A 13875-nucleotide genomic window follows, 5' to 3' on the forward strand; every position below is an offset into this window, starting at 1 on the left:
GCATAAATTATTTTGAGACCAAAGTTGTAGCAATCTGTGAATTAAAACAATAATTTGGAAGCAACAAATAGATAAATAATCACACCGGTGGCATCACAAATAGAGGTCACCAAAGGTGCAGAGGCACTGGCCGGATCCATCTTAAACTTGTTCAGAATAAAAGGCAGACTCATGCCGATCAGGCAGCCCATCAGCACAATGCCGAGCATACTGATCGCCAGAACCACAGCCACCATGATATCCCCTCGGACATAACCCAACACCGAGACAGCCAGTGCCATGGTGCCACCCAGACACAACGCCACCAAGGTTTCCCGGCTGAGCAGGCTAAACCAGTCTCTAAACTCTACATCACCGGTGGCCAAAGCACGCACCATCAAGGTCGCCGACTGCGAGCCGGCATTACCACCACTGCCCACCAGCAATGGCAGGAAAAAAACCAGAACAATATGCGCGGCAATGGTCTCTTCATAATGTGCAATGCCAATGCCGGACAATAGACTGCCAAAGACCAGAATCACCAGCCAAGATACACGCTTCTGGTACAGTGTAAAAATAGGCGCAGTTTTTAAACTTAATTCAGTTAAAGGCTCAACCGCCCCTGACTTTAAAATATCCTCGGTGGTTTCGGCTTCCATGATGTCCATGGCATCATCATAAGTGACAATTCCAAGAATTTTTTTATGCTCATCGACAATCGGCAAAGCCATAAAATCATAATAGGTTAAAGTTTTTGCGACGTCTTCTTGGTCATCCCCAATCTTGGCATAAATCACATCTCTTTGCATGATTTCGGCAATGCTGGTTTCAGGACTGGCCTGAATCATCTGCCTTAAAGAGACTACCCCGATCAGCTGGTCCTGCTCATCAACAATATAAATCAGATATAGGGTTTCCTGATCTGCGGCCACCACACGCAACATTTGGATAGCGTCATGAATCGACAGATCCTGATGCAAAGAAACAAAACTGGAGCTCATCAGCGCACCAGCAGTCCCTTCAGGATAAATCGCCAGATCTTTTAGGGTTTGCCGACTCGCTTCGGACAATTTTGCCATGAGCTGCTGCTGCAGCTGTGGAGAACATCGTTTATAAACATCGACAAAGTTGTCCGAATCGAGCGCATTTAGAATCGCAATAATCTGTGCGACCGGTAATTGCTCAGCCAGACTGACTTGTTGGCTGAGTGGCATAAACTCGAATACCCGGCTCGGTTCTTTGAGTTCCTGAAAAATCCGGATCTGTTCTTCTAACTTCAAACCTTTTAAAATACTGGCCTGATCGGCGACATTCAGCTCATTTAATAAGCCAATCGCCATAGCATGGTTTTCAGAACGGATCTGTTGTTGAATATGCTGTATTTTTTCTGAAATTTTCGGCATAGGCAGTCCATGGTTATAAGCGCAAAGGCGTGGATTTTAGCATCATCCTCCGAACATTACCCCTGCTCTCAGTGCATCTAAATCATCACAGCCGGATTGAGTCAGGCTATTGATTGTTTTTCTGAGCGCACGATCATGAATCAACCGGTTCTTTTTTAGCCATTAAACTTCGAATCATCACATACATAAAGGGAATAAAAATTAGCACCAGCACGGTTCCAAAAATTACGCCGCCGAATACACTGACACCAATTTCCTGACGGCTTACCGCACCTGCTCCCGTGGCAAAGACCAGAGGTAAAATCCCGGCGCCAAAAGCCAAGGAAGTCATCAGGATCGGACGCAGACGCAGGGAAGCACCTTCCAATGCTGCCTCCACCACCGATTTGCCCTGTTGCTGTGCCAGCGAAGCAAATTCCACAATCAGAATGGCATTCTTACAGGACAAGCCAATGGTGGTCAGCAAGGCAATCTGGAAATAGATATCATTCGGGAAGCCAGCCAAATAACTGAAAATAATATTGCCGCCAATACCAAGAGGAATTGCTGACATTACCGCCGTTGGAATACTCCAGCTTTCATACAATGCGGCCAGACACAGGAAAATAAAACCTATCGAAATCAGATACAGCCAGATGGCCTGATTATTGGACTGTTTTTCTTCAAAGGATAAACCGCTCCAGACCACATCTACACCGTCCTGTTCAGCAATCAGCGCCTCTACATCCTGCATGGCCTGACCGGAGCTGCTGCCTTGAGCCCGATCTGCTTCCATCTGTAGTGCGGTATAGCCCATGAAACGGTTGACCACTTCCGGACCACCACTCCAGTCCACTTGCGAGAAGTTACTAAAAGGCACCATTTGATTCTGGTCATTGCGGACATGCCATTGTGCCAGATCTTCCGGCTTGGAACGAAATTCGGCATCGCCCTGCATGATCACCCGTTTAATCCGGCCGCGATCAATAAAGTCATTGATATAACTGCCACCCCAAGCGCTAGATAAGGTGCTGTTAATTGCCGTTTGGGTCAGACCATTGGCCATGGCCTGTTTTTGGTCAATATTGACGCGTAGTTCGGCTTTTTCAGGATTAGAACGTTTACCCAGATTTTCAAAGCTTGCATAATTGCCAGCCTGAGCTTCCAGTGCCTGAAATTGCTGTTCCAGATACTGCCGGCCATTACCATTGATATCCCGAATCCAGAAATCCAGACCATCGGTTTGTCCCAGACCATTGACTGACGCGGGCATGGATACGTTGATTTGTGCATTAGGGTTACTTTGAAAATGCTTCAAAGCCCGTTCACGAATCGCGGGTGCGGTATTGTCCTGACCGGAACGTTCATTCCAGTGTTTTAATGCCACAAAACCGGTGGCCAGATTCTGGCCAGTTCCCGAGAAATTGCGGCCATAACGAATCATCACCAGACTGACATTGGCCTGTTCCTGATCCAGAAAATATTTACGAACCTCTTCTCCGACCTGAATGGTATTTTTCATCGGAGCACCTTCCTGCACTTTGATTTGCAGGCTTAAAATCCCCTGATCTTCACTCGGCAAAAAACTGGTTGGCAAAGCACGGTAAAACAGTGCAAAGACACAGATCAAGCCGGCAAAAAGCAGTAAACAAATGACCTGATGCTGAATCGTGACTTTGGAAAGATGCAGATAACGATGCTTTAAATGATCCAGCTTCTGGTTAAACCATGCCGCCCATTTTGCCGGTTTCGGATTCGGTTTCAGAATGAGCGCACACAGTGCTGGGGTTAGAATCAAGGCCACCAATAAGGATAAGGACATGGCCGCAACCAAAGTGATGGAGAACTGTCGGTAGATCACCCCGGTAGAACCGCCAAAGAACGCCATCGGAATAAAGACTGCGGTTAGAACTAAGGTAATTCCGACCAATGCCCCACTAATTTCCTGCATGGACTCTAACGCCGCCTCTTTGGCAGACAAATGCTGTTCATGCATCAGCCGTTCCACGTTTTCTACCACCACAATCGCATCATCAACCAATAGTCCAATAGCCAGAACCAAAGCGAATAAGGTTAAGGTATTGATACTCATGCCCAGTGCATAAAGCACCGCCATGGTTCCCAAAATCACCACCGGCACCGTTACGGTAGGAATCAAGGTGGCACGCCAGTTCTGCAAGAAAATGAACATCACCATGATAACCAGAATGATCGCTTCGATCAGGGTTTTGACCACCTCTTTAATCGACTCTTGTACAAAGGGCGTATTGTCTCGTGGATAGGCAATTTTATAGCCTTCGGGCAACTGCTGGGAAATACGGGCAACTTCAGCTTTAATCAAGTTTGAGGTGGCAATGGCATTGGCACCTGAGGCCAGAGAAATCCCAAGACCTGCCGAAGGATAACCATTATTGGTGCTATAAGACTGATAACTTTCAGCACCAAGTTCGACCCGTGCAATATCTTTTAAATAAATAAAACTACCGGCACGATCCGATTTGACAATAATATTCTGGAATTCTTCAACGGTTTTTAGACGGGAACCCGAGGTGACTTTAGCATTCAGGTATTGTTCATCCACTGCCGGCAAATCCCCAATCGCGCCCGCAGCCACCTGAGTATTCTGAGCTTCAATGGCGGCACGAACATCGCTTGGCATCAGCTTATACTGTTTGAGTTTTCCTGGATCCAGCCAGATCCGCATCGCATATTGAGAACCAAAAACATCAACTTCACCAATGCCTTCAATCCGGGAAATGTCCTGCTCCAGATGTGTCATCAAGTAATCAGAAAGTTCAATATTGTTACTGCGACCGGACTCATCATACAGGCTGATCACCATATGGGTATCGCCGAGAGATTTAAACACGTTAACGCCCTGGCGTTGGACATCTTCCGGTAAACGGTTCAATACCCCATTAATCGCATTTTGTACCTGAACCTGTGCTGTATCGGGGTCGGTACCATTTTCAAAGCTGATGCTGACCCGGCTGCGCCCTGAAGAATCACTACTCGAACTAAAATACAGTAAATGGTCAATCCCTTTAATCTGCTGCTCCAGCACCTGGGTCACGCTTTCTTCCACAGTTTCTGCAGAAGCGCCACTATAGGTTGCTGCCACCGTTATCCGTGGCGGGGCAATGTCCGGATAACGTTCCACTGGCAGGTTCATCACTGCGAACAGGCCAATCGCCATCACGACAATCGCCAATACCCCAGCAAAGATCGGGCGGTGGATAAAAAATTTAGACAGCATAAGTCCGAGTCACTTTTTAATTAAAGAGGGATGAATTTAGACCAAATACGAGCAAGCTATATCTAAATATTCAGTGACATAGCAGTAGAATGCAAGAATTAAACACATAATAACTGTGATAAAAACCAATCATGGAGAAATTATGGATGATCTCACTTGAATACTGTCTTGAGGTTGCCATTTCCTATTTATTAATAGCATTTTTCCAAATAAAAAACCCTGCAGATGCAGGGTTTTTTGGTGAATCAATTCAGCAGATTAAGCACTGAACTGGTTCATTGTGTTTTTAGCGTCATCACCAGCTTTCAATGCATTGTCACCAGCGAAGATTTCTTTGTGGTCATCACCGATGTCAGAACCAGCCATTGCCTGGTGTTTAACACATGCGATACCGCCGCGGATTTCTTTACGTTGTACGCCAGCAACATAAGCCAACATGCCTTCAGAACCGAAGTAACCTTGAGCAAGTTCATGCGTAGAAAGTGCAGCTGTGTGGTAAGTCGGAAGTGTGATCAAGTGATGGAACACACCCGCTTCACGCGCAGCATCTGCTTGGAAGGTACGAACTTTTTCGTCAGCTTCAGCAGCCAGTTCAGTTGCATCGTACTCAGCGCTCATTAACTTAGCACGGTCGTAAGCAGAAACGTCTTTACCTTCAGCAACCCAACGGTCATACGCTTGTTGACGGAAGTTAAGCGTCCAGTTGAATGAAGGTGAGTTGTTGTATACAAGTTTCGCATTTGGAACTGTTTCTTTCACACGGTTTACCATGTGAGCGATTTCAGCAACGTTTGGTGTCGCAGTTTCGATCCAAAGAAGATCCGCACCATTTTGCAAGCTGGTTACACAGTCAAGTACAACGCGGTCAATTTGCGTGCCTTCACGGAACTGGTACAAGCCAGAAGCAAGACGTTTAGGACGGTGAAGTTTGCCATCACGTTTGATCAGGATTTCATCTTCTTGTGCATCAGCGATATCAATTTCAGATGTTTCCAAGTAGCTGATATATTGAGAAGCGATGTCGCCTGGCTCTTTAACCACTGGGATTTTTTGAGTCAGGTCAGCACCTTCAGAGTCAGTACGTGCAACGATGATACCGTCGTCAAGACCCATTTCAAGGAATGCATAGCGAAGTGCGTGGATTTTCGCGATGAAGTCTTCGTGTGGCACAGTTACTTTACCAGCTTGGTGACCACATTGTTTCGCGTCAGACACCTGGTTTTCGATTTGTAGTGCACATGCACCCGCTTCGATCATTTTCTTAGCTAAAAGATAAGTCGCTTCTTCGTTACCGAAACCCGCATCAATGTCCGCAATAATTGGCACAACGTGAGTTTGGAAATTGTCGATTTGTGAAGTCAATTCAGCTGCTTTAGCAGTGTCGCCTGCTTCTTGTGCTTTTTTAAGTGCACGGAACAAGTCGTTCAATTCTTTCGCGTCAGCTTGACGTAAGAATGTGTAGATTTCTTCGATCAATGCAGGAACAGAAGTTTTTTCGTGCATAGATTGGTCAGGAAGTGGACCAAATTCTGAACGAAGTGCTGCAACCATCCAACCAGAAAGGTAAATGTAGCGACGTTCAGTCGTACCGAAGTATTTTTTGTTCGCAATCATTTTTTGTTGTGCGATGAAACCATGCCAGCAACCTAATGATTGAGTGTATTTGCTAGAGTCTGCATCATAAGCAGCCATATCACGACGCATAATTGCCGCGGTATATTTCGCAATGTCTAAACCAGTTTTGAAACGGTTTTGGATTTGCATACGCGCAGCATCTTCAGGACTGATGTCTGCCCAAGTGTTACCGAATTTCGCTTTCAATTCGCGGATTGCATCAATCGCTGTTTGGTATGTAGTCATGATATTTTCCTGTAATAATATTAGGATTTTTCTGCAACGAACCGTTCAAATCACACCCTCAGTAACTTGTTTAGATTTTCGCCGGTCCGTTGGGATAGCTAAAGATTAGTGGGCTTATGAAAATTAATCCAATAGTCTGCAAGAATCTTCAGTATTTATTTAAAAAATGAGTAGATGAAAGTCTTAGTATAATCCTGTGATGTTAAAATAAGATATTGTTTTATTTTATATTTTACTAAAATAAAACTGATCGTTTTTCACTCATACTGCTTAAAAATACTTCATTAGACTTAAGTCTGGGCTTGGCTCAAATCCACTTTTATTAAAAAATAATCATGATTTTGAATTATTTCTTAGGCTGAAGCATTTATCAAGATAGCATACTTTTCACGCAATTATTCACGCACTCACACCTGTATTTTTAAAGTTTAAAGCTTGGTTATGGAGCTGTTGATCTGCATACATGAAAATACGGAATCTTTGCTTAGCCCGTGCTTCTACTCAGTCGAATAAAATCGTTAATTATTCAGCTTAAACCTGCATAAATTCCCTAGATTTTATCTGCATTCTCATGGCTTTTTTTTCATCGGCGCTTTACACAAAGCCCGGCAGTTATGGCATAATCAGCATAATTTCTTGTATTTATTCTCGGTATTTCTTTTATGAATCTGGAGCGGGTCGATCTCAATCTATTAATTTATCTTGATGTACTTCTTCGCGAAAAAAATGTCACCCGTGCAGCCGAACAATTGGGCGTTACCCAGCCTGCCATGAGTAATATTTTACGCCGATTACGCAATTTATTTAATGATCCTCTCCTGATCCGTTCTTCTGAAGGCATGACACCCACAGAACGTGCACTTGAGTTACAGCCACGTATCCGGGATGCGCTGGCTGACTTGTCCATGATTCTGGAACCGCGTACCGAGTTCCGTCCTTATACGTCAAATCGTGTCTTCCGGATTATGACCTCGGATTATGCCGAAGCGACGCTGGTTCCTCGGCTGGTCAAAGCCTTACGTTCAGAAGCACCGAACGTGGTCTTGGACTTTCTAACCCCGAGTGATGTGTCTTATCGTGACATGGAACAAGGCAAAGTTGATCTGGCGATTAACCGTTTTAATGAAATACCGCAAAGTTTTCATCAGGTTCTGGTCTGGCGTGACAGTTTTTCCTGTTTATTAAACAATAAACACCCCGCTGCAACCAACCTGAACTTAAAAAGCTATCTGGATGCACAGCATATCTGGGTCTCTAAAACCGGTATGGGTGTCGGCTTTGGGGTCAACCCGGAGAAACAAGCCGGTTTAGGCTGGATCGATCAGGCTTTGGAACGTATTGGCCAGAAACGTAAAATCTCGGTCTTTACCCGTCATTATCAAATGCCAGGTTTATTGGCCTCCAATGTCGATCTGGTGGCAACCCTGCCTTCACGGATCGCACGCCTGCAAGCCAAGAATCATAATTTAATTCTGAAAGATCCACCATTTTATATTCCCGAATTTGAACTCAAAATGGCATGGTGCCCTCTATTGCATCATCACCCTGCACATCGCTGGTTACGTCAGCTGATTTTGTATGTTGCGCGTCAAATGATTGAGGAAGAAAATCGTGAATTCCTGAGCAATAATTCTCAATTTTCACACTATTAAACTCAAATTCTTCTAAATTCTTATTTTTTAAGATTATACTTTGAAGGCTTGAGAGGTAGTTTTTACACCTCAAGCCTTTTTTTGTGTTAAAAATATCCCAAGATACTATTCATCCACAGGTGGATTTGTGAGCCTCTTACAAAATATCGTGATTATCTTAATACTCATCGCGGGGGCCGGTTTTTTATCTTTAACAGAAATCGCCCTCGCAGGTGCCCGTAAAGTCAAACTGAAAATTCTGGCTGAATCGGGTGAACATCGCGCTCAAAAAGTTTTAGATCTACAAGAAAATTCTGCTGACTTCTTTGCAGCCTCTCAAATCGGTTTAAATGCAGTCGCCATTCTTGGCGGTATTTTAGGTGAAGGAGCCTTCCGTCCTTATATTTTTAATTTTGTTTCCCGCTTTTACCAGGGTCCTTGGGCTGAAAATATTAGCTTTGCACTTTCCTTTACTGTCGTCACTTCTTTATTTATTCTATTTGCAGACTTGATGCCGAAACGTCTGGCCATGATTGCGCCAGAAAAGATCGCAGTCTCGGTCATTGAACCCATTCAGATTTTCATTAAAGTCTGTAAGCCTTTGGCCTGGCTCATTAATGTTATTGCCAACATGCTGTTCCGTCTGTTTAAAGTAAATACCATTCGTGATGATAATATTACCTTTGATGATATTTCCGCAGTGATGGATGCAGGTGCACAGGCTGGCGTACTGCAAAAACAGGAACATCATTTCATTGAAAATGTATTCGAGCTGGAAGAGCGTAATGTACCTTCGAGTATGACTACCCGTGAGAATGTGGTGTTCTTTACCCTAAATGAACCAGAAGAAAGTATTCGGCAAAAGCTGGCGGAATATCCCTATTCCAAGTTTCTGGTGTGTAGCAATGACATCGACAGTGTGATTGGTTATGTCGATGCCAAAGATATTCTGGTGCGGATTCTGAATAACCAGTCGCTGCTACAGTTAAATGAAAATACCATCCGTAATGTCCTGACCATTCCGGATACTTTAACTTTATCGGAAGTTCTGGACCGTTTTCGCTCGACCAAGGAAAAATTTGCCGTCGTCATTAATGAATATGCGCTGGTAGTTGGGGTGATTACCCTCTCCGACATTATGATTACCGTGATGGGCGACTGGGTGACACCAATTGAAGCCGATCAGCAAATTATTAAGCGTGACAATAATTCCTGGTTGATTGAAGGCAGCACGCCAATTGAAGACATGAAACATGCGCTTGAAATCGACTCAATGCCAGATGAGGAAAATTACGAAACACTGGCTGGTTTTATGATGTTCAAGCTGCGTAAAATTCCGCGTCCTGCCGATACCGTCATTCATGCCGGTTATAAATTTGAAGTCGTCGATGTCGATCATTTCAAGATTGACCAGTTGCTGGTGACTCGGATCATTGAAATCAATCCATTAATTCAGGAAGAATCAGAATAATCTGATTCTTCTTCTATTTTAAAATAAAAATCATAAGGATAGAGTGGTGTCCATTTCTGCGCTATTGGCTTGTTTTAGTTTTTATTCAGGACTGTATTTAATCTATTTCTTTTTTGCTCAACAACAAAATCCGCTGTTTTTGTTTTTAGCGATCATTTTATTGATTTTTGCTTGCATCATTACCCCTTATGGTTACCAGCGTCACCGTGGCCATTATGACCGAACCATGAGTTGGGGACAGTATTTAGCCATACCTTTGATTTTATGGGGACGACTATTTATCGTTCCTATCAGTTTTATTTTAAGTTTGTTTTATTCAAACCAGTAAATTCAATCATAAAAAAGCACCTAACGGTGCTTTTTTACATCTATTGAGGTGCTTAGATCTTTGTTAACAATGCATCTAAAACAGCTTGATAGTGAATCTGGATATCATCTTCTAGAATCTTGTAAGCATTGTCGAACTGCACCATAGGCCAGCCTTCTTTCCAGAATGGGAAAATATTGTGCAGGTCATGGGTAACAATCGCGTCTTCACGCAGAATCGCTTGTGCAATCTGGGACAGCACTTGTGCCGTTTCAGCGCCATCAATCGCCATATAGTCGATTCCGCGCGCTTTTAAAATACGGACGCGGTCTTTTTTATAACGGATTTTTTTGATTTGTGCCGTATTCAGGCCCAAAGCCAAAGATACCGCTTCGACAAATTTGTCTTCAAATGACTGATTCAATGCCACTAACGCTTCTTTATGCGCTTCCTGACGACCAGCTTTACCACCCTGACGAATCACTTCTTTCGCCTCAGTATTTAGTTCATCCTTTTTCATGCTTTGCAGGATGTCTAAAATTTCGATGTCGCTTAACGCCTCAGGAGATTGATCAGTCATAAACTGTCCTTAAAAAAATAAATCTTGAATCGGCTATTTTCGCATAATTCGTGGCTAAAAAACTAAAATCTTCGTGATTAAAGTAATGATAAGCGCTGAAAATGGATTTGTCCTGTGATTCTGCGTCAAATCGACTATAGTGCCTGTGTCTATTTCTGAATCAATCTCTGGATGATGCCCACTACCCAAGTGACTTTGTTGCTGCAGCAACTTCAACAACAGTATCCGACTGCATTTAAAGGCAATTACCTGTTCTATAGCCAGATCAAAATCCGTGGGATCTGGGATAAAGCCAAGCTTTTGATTCCCTGGGTCTTGGCGGCCATGATTTTTATTCCCGTCAGTTTGATGTTCGGTGACGTCATAAAGCAATCTTTTGTGCAAGTGAGCGAATTTCAGGCGAAAAGTTATGCCATTTTGGCGATACTGTTGTTCCTGATGTTGAGTCTCACCTTAATTCTGCAACAGGTTCAGCATTCTTCTTATTCGCTATATCAGTTATTACGCCATACCCCAATCAAGATGGCTGTGGTGATTATACTACAAACCTTAAATCTGTTTTTTGTACAAAGTAGCCTGCTGATGTGGAGTTTATTCTTTTTTGGAGTCAGCTTTGGCTTTATCCGTTTTTATCGGGAAAACTTGTTCCGGGAAAACAGCCAAAATACTGAACATTATCAGTTGCAACAATTACGTAGAATCTGCTTCTGGGCTTATAAACAGACCTGTATGCTTCGACTAAAATTACGTTTTTGTTCAAACAATCATCCTCAGCATGCCGAACTAAAACAGCAATTAAATCACTATGCCGAATTATATACCCAGCTGCTGAAACATGAGCATCAATACTGTAAAACCATCAAGCATCTGGATGTCGACAGTTATCTGGACGAGAACTCATAGTTCGCTCTATTATTTTGATTAGCCATCTTGAATATTTCTAATAAGGGGCCTTAAAAACAGATTGATCTGCTAATTTTTTAGAGAGAAGCCACGGAATTGCTTGAAAAGAAAGCAATCATTTAGAAATGTGCTTGCCAAGCTTTATTTCGTCCTCTATTATTGCGCACATGCCCGAGTGGTGAAATCGGTAGACACAGGGGATTTAAAATCCCCCGCCCATAAAGCGTGCCAGTTCGAGTCTGGCCTCGGGCACCATTTTAATCTTTATTAAAATGGTGCAATAGAAAACCCAGCATTAGGCTGGTTTTTTTGTGCCTGAATTTTATTCTTTTAGCGCGAAATCCTCATGTCAGAATTAAAATACTTCGATCTCGCCACATTACAATTACGCCATCCAGACGCTTTTTTCCTGAAGCTGCTTTATAGCCGCTTCAAATTTAATGCCCTGCAAAATCTCCAGTTTGTGATCGCGATTAATTTACTGTCTCTTTTAATCTGCGTGACCTGTAGCATCAGCTCAGTACTTCTGGAATATTATTTTTTCAAGAATGCCACAATCGCCTTTAATGTCACCTTGATCATGTTAATGGCCCTGCTTTATCCCTATATCTGGTATGCACAATATCAGGCACAATTCAGCTCCAAAGCCTATAGTCAGCGTTTGCAGAACTGTCTGTATCTGCAAATTCCGATTTTTCTGGTTTTATTGCTGAATCTGTATGTAATTCATTCAGATATGCTGGTGATCATCAGCATGATCATTTTAGCGCTTTCCTCTTTTGGCGCTGTCACCTTAGAACCTTTATTTAAAAGTTCTTGTAGTGCAATTGATCAGATCAAACTGCAAAAACTGCGGCAGCTGGCCTTTTGGGCCTATCAACAGTCCAGATCCAAAACACCGCAACCGATTCAGGACCAGTCAAATCTGCAGGCTTATTACCAGAATCTTTATCAGCAATGCATGCATGAAGAGCAAAAATTACTCAGCTCGATTCGCTTTAAAAGTTTTAAAGACTATTTCTACAAATAATAAAAAACCCTGCAGTAGCAGGGTTTTATCGATCACCATTCACGGTTGGTAATCAGCTCTTCCATTTCAATCTCGAACAACCCGTGCTCTTGCACCACCATCATCATGGCTTCAGCAATATAATCTGCAGCGGTATCATCCAGAGATGAATCCAGATCTTCAAACTGCGGTTTCATGGCATTAATATCAGCAACGGTCAGATGGGCAAGCTGGTAAATTTCTTGATCTGACAAAGCTGATTTAGCGACTTTTTGGGCAAAATGTTCGATGTGCTGTTTGATTTCAGCAACCAGAATATCGGGATAATACGCATCATCGAACATGGGGAGAAGTAAATCTGCAAACATTACAGGCACTCTAAAAGATGACAATTTAATCTAAGCGTGCCTATATAGCACATTGTTGCCTGAAAGCCAAACAACATTGCCAGATGCTTACTCTCCCGCCATCAATGTCTACGCCATCTGCATGGCTTGCCAGACTCTAATCGCATCCGCTGTCGCTTTCACATCATGTGCCCGTACCATACAGGCGCCCTGCTGAATACTGAGCAAATGTGCTGTTGCCGAACCCACCGCACGCGCCTGTGGTTCTGCGCCATCTAAGACAGCCCCAATAAAGCGTTTACGTGATAAGGCAGATAAAATCGGATAACCCATTTCTGTCAATTTATAAAATTCTTGAAGCAGCTTGAGATTTTGCTGAGCATTCTTGGCAAAACCAAACCCCGGATCAATCATGATATTTTCGGCTTTTACTCCTACATCCAAGGCATCCTGAACACGTTGAGATAGTTCGCCAATCACCTCGGTAGTGACATCCTCATATTGATCCAGATTGTTCATGGTGGTCGGCTCACCACGCATATGCATAATGATTACCGGAATATTTAATTCAGCGGCCGTTACTAAGGCATTGGGGCGGGTCAACGCACGGACGTCATTCCAGATATGCGCTCCGGCCTGAACCGCTGCACGAATCACTTCTGGTTGTGAAGTATCAATCGAGAGAACAACATCATGTTTTGCTAAGGCTTCAACCACAGGCACCACGCGGCGGATCTCTTCCTCTACGTCTACCACAGCGGCACCCGGACGGGTCGATTCCCCGCCGATATCAATTACGGTCGCACCTTCAGCCATCATCTCCAGCGCACGTGCAACTGCATCTTCTTTTTGATTATGCCGACCACCATCACTAAATGAGTCGGGGGTGACATTGAGAATTCCCATCACATGCGGCTGAGATAAGTCCAGTTTTAACTCACCAAATGTCCATACATGTGGTCGTAAAGGCATCAGCTGCATGTTTCCATCCTCGTTCACAATAATTCGAATATTGTCTTATGGATAGAGCAATAAAGCAAAGCTCGATAAGACATTTGCCCATTAGTTTTGAGTTAAATATAGCATTCAGAAAATTATCATAAAAATGACTGACATAAAAAAACCACCTAAAGGTGGTTTTTTATTTAAC

At 43.4% G+C, this 13875-nt stretch carries 11 protein-coding genes and 1 tRNA gene; 6 read left to right on the forward strand and 6 right to left on the reverse strand.

Annotation, left to right across the window (positions count from 1 at the left end; genetic code table 11):
* Positions 1 to 41: 41 nt before the first annotated feature.
* The 3 genes from mgtE to FTV48_RS02170 form a co-directional block, all read right to left on the reverse strand.
* Positions 42 to 1382, reverse strand: a complete 1341-nt coding sequence (gene mgtE / locus FTV48_RS02160; protein ID WP_005097697.1) for a magnesium transporter — start codon at positions 1380 to 1382, stop codon at positions 42 to 44.
* Positions 1383 to 1515: 133 nt separating this feature from the next.
* Positions 1516 to 4617, reverse strand: coding sequence for a multidrug efflux RND transporter permease subunit (locus tag FTV48_RS02165; RefSeq protein WP_100534864.1), 3102 nt, complete (start codon positions 4615 to 4617; stop codon positions 1516 to 1518).
* Between the two features lie 258 nt (positions 4618 to 4875).
* Positions 4876 to 6477 (reverse strand): isocitrate lyase, encoded by a 1602-nt coding sequence (locus FTV48_RS02170; protein WP_005169883.1) that lies wholly within the window; start codon positions 6475 to 6477, stop codon positions 4876 to 4878.
* A 662-nt stretch (positions 6478 to 7139) separates the two neighbouring features.
* On the opposite strand from FTV48_RS02170, the gene FTV48_RS02175 reads away from it, so the two are divergent.
* The 3 genes from FTV48_RS02175 to FTV48_RS02185 all read left to right on the forward strand — a co-directional run bounded on the left by FTV48_RS02175 (position 7140) and on the right by FTV48_RS02185 (position 9907).
* Positions 7140 to 8129, forward strand: a complete 990-nt coding sequence (locus tag FTV48_RS02175; protein ID WP_005097703.1) for a LysR family transcriptional regulator — start codon at positions 7140 to 7142, stop codon at positions 8127 to 8129.
* Positions 8130 to 8256: 127 nt separating this feature from the next.
* Positions 8257 to 9579, forward strand: a complete 1323-nt coding sequence (locus FTV48_RS02180; RefSeq protein ID WP_005097704.1) for a hemolysin family protein — start codon at positions 8257 to 8259, stop codon at positions 9577 to 9579.
* Between the two features lie 46 nt (positions 9580 to 9625).
* Entirely contained in the window at positions 9626 to 9907 is a 282-nt protein-coding gene (locus FTV48_RS02185; protein ID WP_005097706.1) for a hypothetical protein, read from the forward strand.
* Between the two features lie 52 nt (positions 9908 to 9959).
* Here FTV48_RS02185 and FTV48_RS02190 read toward each other — a convergent pair whose 3' ends face one another.
* A complete protein-coding gene (locus FTV48_RS02190) occupies positions 9960 to 10466 on the reverse strand; it encodes a hypothetical protein (RefSeq protein ID WP_005097708.1) in 507 nt (168 codons plus the stop codon).
* A 174-nt stretch (positions 10467 to 10640) separates the two neighbouring features.
* Between FTV48_RS02190 and FTV48_RS02195 the strand changes: the two genes are divergently transcribed.
* From FTV48_RS02195 to FTV48_RS02205, 3 genes are all read left to right on the forward strand, one after another.
* Complete coding sequence (locus FTV48_RS02195) at positions 10641 to 11369, forward strand: hypothetical protein (protein WP_179999255.1); 729 nt, start codon at positions 10641 to 10643, stop codon at positions 11367 to 11369.
* Positions 11370 to 11538: 169 nt separating this feature from the next.
* Positions 11539 to 11624, forward strand: a tRNA-Leu gene (locus FTV48_RS02200).
* Between the two features lie 91 nt (positions 11625 to 11715).
* The gene (locus tag FTV48_RS02205) at positions 11716 to 12399 is read left to right on the forward strand and encodes a hypothetical protein (RefSeq protein ID WP_179999253.1); all 684 of its coding nucleotides are present in this window, start codon (positions 11716 to 11718) and stop codon (positions 12397 to 12399) included.
* A gap of 32 nt (positions 12400 to 12431) precedes the next feature.
* Here FTV48_RS02205 and FTV48_RS02210 read toward each other — a convergent pair whose 3' ends face one another.
* On the reverse strand, positions 12432 to 12746 hold the full coding sequence (locus FTV48_RS02210; RefSeq protein WP_005169878.1) for a DUF5713 family protein: 315 nt from the start codon (positions 12744 to 12746) through the stop codon (positions 12432 to 12434).
* Positions 12747 to 12854: 108 nt separating this feature from the next.
* Positions 12855 to 13706, reverse strand: a complete 852-nt coding sequence (folP, locus tag FTV48_RS02215) for a dihydropteroate synthase (protein WP_159138239.1) — start codon at positions 13704 to 13706, stop codon at positions 12855 to 12857.
* Positions 13707 to 13875 lie beyond the last annotated feature (169 nt).

It is taken from the genome of Acinetobacter sp. YH18001, from assembly GCF_013416975.1.
Classification (GTDB): Bacteria; Pseudomonadota; Gammaproteobacteria; order Pseudomonadales; family Moraxellaceae; genus Acinetobacter; species Acinetobacter pseudolwoffii.

Bases quoted from the DNA above. Each gene is read 5' to 3' on its own strand.
- mgtE (WP_005097697.1), bottom strand. From the start codon at position 1,382: ATGCCGAAAATTTCAGAAAAAATACAGCATATTCAACAACAGATCCGT.
- FTV48_RS02165 (WP_100534864.1), bottom strand. From the start codon at position 4,617: ATGCTGTCTAAATTTTTTATCCACCGCCCGATCTTTGCTGGGGTATTG.
- FTV48_RS02170 (WP_005169883.1), bottom strand. From the start codon at position 6,477: ATGACTACATACCAAACAGCGATTGATGCAATCCGCGAATTGAAAGCG.
- FTV48_RS02175 (WP_005097703.1), top strand. From the start codon at position 7,140: ATGAATCTGGAGCGGGTCGATCTCAATCTATTAATTTATCTTGATGTA.
- FTV48_RS02190 (WP_005097708.1), bottom strand. From the start codon at position 10,466: ATGACTGATCAATCTCCTGAGGCGTTAAGCGACATCGAAATTTTAGAC.
- FTV48_RS02195 (WP_179999255.1), top strand. From the start codon at position 10,641: ATGCCCACTACCCAAGTGACTTTGTTGCTGCAGCAACTTCAACAACAG.
- FTV48_RS02205 (WP_179999253.1), top strand. From the start codon at position 11,716: ATGTCAGAATTAAAATACTTCGATCTCGCCACATTACAATTACGCCAT.
- FTV48_RS02210 (WP_005169878.1), bottom strand. From the start codon at position 12,746: ATGTTTGCAGATTTACTTCTCCCCATGTTCGATGATGCGTATTATCCC.
- folP (WP_159138239.1), bottom strand. From the start codon at position 13,706: ATGCAGCTGATGCCTTTACGACCACATGTATGGACATTTGGTGAGTTA.